General features: G+C 58.6%; 4 protein-coding genes. 3 read left to right on the top strand and 1 reads right to left on the bottom strand.

What is annotated here, in order from left to right; all coding sequences use genetic code 11:
* Nucleotides 1-120 precede the first annotated feature (120 nt).
* Nucleotides 121-615, top strand: a complete 495-nt coding sequence (locus tag FJ398_27190; protein ID MBM3841563.1) for a hypothetical protein — start codon at nt 121-123, stop codon at nt 613-615.
* On the top strand, nt 612-734 hold the full coding sequence (locus FJ398_27185; GenBank protein MBM3841562.1) for a DUF3568 family protein: 123 nt from the start codon (nt 612-614) through the stop codon (nt 732-734). Before FJ398_27190 ends, FJ398_27185 begins: the two co-directional genes overlap by 4 nt.
* 173 nt (nt 735-907) lie before the next feature.
* Here FJ398_27185 and FJ398_27180 read toward each other — a convergent pair whose 3' ends face one another.
* A complete protein-coding gene (locus FJ398_27180) occupies nt 908-1,165 on the bottom strand; it encodes a hypothetical protein (protein ID MBM3841561.1) in 258 nt (85 codons plus the stop codon).
* 459 nt (nt 1,166-1,624) lie between these two features.
* On the opposite strand from FJ398_27180, the gene FJ398_27175 reads away from it, so the two are divergent.
* Nucleotides 1,625-2,374 (top strand): SDR family oxidoreductase, encoded by a 750-nt coding sequence (locus tag FJ398_27175; GenBank protein ID MBM3841560.1) that lies wholly within the window; start codon nt 1,625-1,627, stop codon nt 2,372-2,374.
* Nucleotides 2,375-2,580 lie beyond the last annotated feature (206 nt).

The following is a 2,580-nucleotide window of genomic DNA, read 5'->3' as shown; positions in this document are numbered from 1 at the left end:
AAGCTGCCCGCGCTCCTTCTTGAATCAGCCGTCCTTTCATGGGCAGGGGAGAACTGTTTCCCCCTAAGTTTCAGGTGTCTCGGAAATATTCAAGTCATTCAACTGCCGGCGGGAGTCGATGTGAAAGCGGCCACGGAAGCGTTCCAGCTCGCCGGCCTGGTCGAGTACGCGCACCCGGACTTCACGATCCGGATTTTGGGCGAACCGAATGATTTTCGGTTCAAAGACGGCACGCAATGGAACCTGCACTTCAGCGGCATTGACTGTGCAATTCAAAGCCGCGGACGAGAAAGCCTCCGAAGTCCGATCCGATACGGGCGAGTTCACCATCAGCCGAGATGGGGACACGTCTGCGGCAGTGACCGTGCAATTACGCTGAACGGCGCCGCCGTCAACGGCGCCGATTACAAAACCTTGGCGACGAGCGCGACCATAGCGGCAGGCGCGGCTTCCACGACGGTGAAAGTCGAGCCCATGGATGACACGGCAGTTGAAGGCCACGAAACCGTGATTCTGACGCTGAAAGATTTGCAGCTTGCAATTGTCACGCAGCAGAAAGACTCCCTGCGCGCGGTCTCAAAGCCCGCGGCGCCGGCGATAAGAAAGTGGTCGTGAAGCTGAAAAACAACGGCGAGCGTTCGACTGATCTCAGAATCCGCGTCGGCTTCTTCGGCGACAAAGTGCCCTCGCAAGGGATTCTCGACGCCATCCGCAAACATTATCCCACGGTCTGATCAGTAAGGAGGCGGACACTTTGGTTAGCCCGGAAATCCGCCTCCTCACATCGGCGGCTACAGGCGTTTGACGATTTTCCAAACACTTCGGAAATGCGCCCCGTCGCTTCCGGAAAAAGAAAAAAGCGCGGCTGAACCAGCCGCGCCGTTGGACTTGTCGAGTGGGGCGAGCGTTACGGCTTCTTGAGTTTCTCGATCATCGCGATGACGGGTTTCGGACCGTTCCCGTCGTAGCCGACTTCCTGGCCGAGTTTCTTGCCTTCGCTGTCCAGGACCACCATCGTGGGGAAGCCTTCGATCTCGAACTGTCGTTTGAGGGCTTCATTGGCCTGTTTCAACGTTTCGCTCTGCCGCTTCTTCATCGGAAAATCCACCTTGACCAGCACCAGATTGTTTTTGGCGTAGCTGATGAATTCCTTCGACGAATACACTTCCTTGTCCAACTTGATGCACGCGCCTCACCAGTCCGAACCGGTGAAATCGAGGAGCACCAGTTTCTTTTCCGCCCTGGCTTTGGCTTGCGCTTTGGCCAGGTCGGTCAGCCACTGGGCTTCAGCGGCGCTGGCCTGGAGCAGGACGAAACCCGCGACCAGGCCGAACAAGGCTTTCTTCATGCGTTTCCTCTCATTTCTGCCGCGAGCGTTTGCGGATTTCTCACGGCGGAGGGGACGGTAATGAACCGTGCGCGCGCAGGCAAGAACGCACTTGCATGCCCTCAGTTGAGGGTGGGGCGAGAACTCCCGCCGAGCCAATGCCATCGAAGAAGACTCCGCCGGAGCGTCGCCCCACCGTCGTTCACAGAGGGGATACACGCACTTTCGTAATCCCAGTTTACTTTCCGGCGCGCGTCGTCAATTCTTGGCCAACACTCGAAACGAAAAGGAAACCAAATGAATGTGGATGGAAAAGTCTGTTTGATCACCGGCGGAACGCGCGGCATCGGCGCGGCCGCGGCCATCGCCCTGGCCCGCAAAGGCGCGGCGGTCGCCATCGCCGGACGCACCCAGGACGAGGACGCAACGCAAACTCAACGGACGATCACTGGCCTGGGACGCCGTTGCGAACTCATCCTGGCGGACTTCGCCAAGCCCGCGGACACCCAGCGCTGTGTCGAGGAAACGCGCAAACGTCTGGGAGAAATCGACGTGCTGGTCCATTCCGCCGGGGGACCCGTGAACGGTCGCCTGTTCGAGATCACGCCGGAAACCTGGCACGCCGCCTTTGACATCCACGTACACGCCATCTTTTACCTGTGCCGGGAAGTGATTCCAGCGATGCAAAAGAAAAAAGAAGGAGCGATCATTCTGATTTCCTCAACGGCCGGAATCCGCGCCTTGCCCACGAACATCGCTTATCAAGTGGTTAAAGGCGCGGTGCCGCACTTCGCCCGCGCCCTGGCCCGCGAATTCGCCGACGACAACATCCGCGTCAATTGCGTTGCCCCGGGCGTGGTTCGCACACGCTTTCACGCCAATATGAGCGAGCAGCAGAAGAAACTGAACCTGGAACATCGCATTCCGCTCCACCGCGAAGGCAAACCGGAACAGGTCGCGACGCTCATCACGGAATTGGTGGAGAACGACTACATCACCGGCGAATCGTTCACCATCGACGGCGGCTTGACCATGCGGATCGCGTAATTCTGCATCGAGACTCCAAATTCGTCCTCGTCCTCGCACTCGTCCTTCGTCCTCGATTGCTGCGATTACTGTGCAGACCGTGGGATTGACGACAGATCGACCGGAGAACCGTAGCGCAGATTTTCAATCTGCTGGATCGCCGATTTCCAATCGGCAGGGCGCCGGCAAGTCCCAGCGGGCTCGGACTGGGAGACGCCCCGCAGAAT

It is taken from the genome of Verrucomicrobiota bacterium (assembly GCA_016871535.1).
In the GTDB taxonomy this organism is placed as follows: domain Bacteria; phylum Verrucomicrobiota; class Verrucomicrobiia; order Limisphaerales; family SIBE01; genus VHCZ01.
Note: the sequence above shows the minus strand (reverse complement) of the source record. Positions and strands in the feature narration are given on the sequence as shown.

Excerpts from the sequence above, each read along its gene's own strand:
- FJ398_27175 (MBM3841560.1), top strand. The coding sequence starts at position 1,625 with ATGAATGTGGATGGAAAAGTCTGTTTGATCACCGGCGGAACGCGCGGC.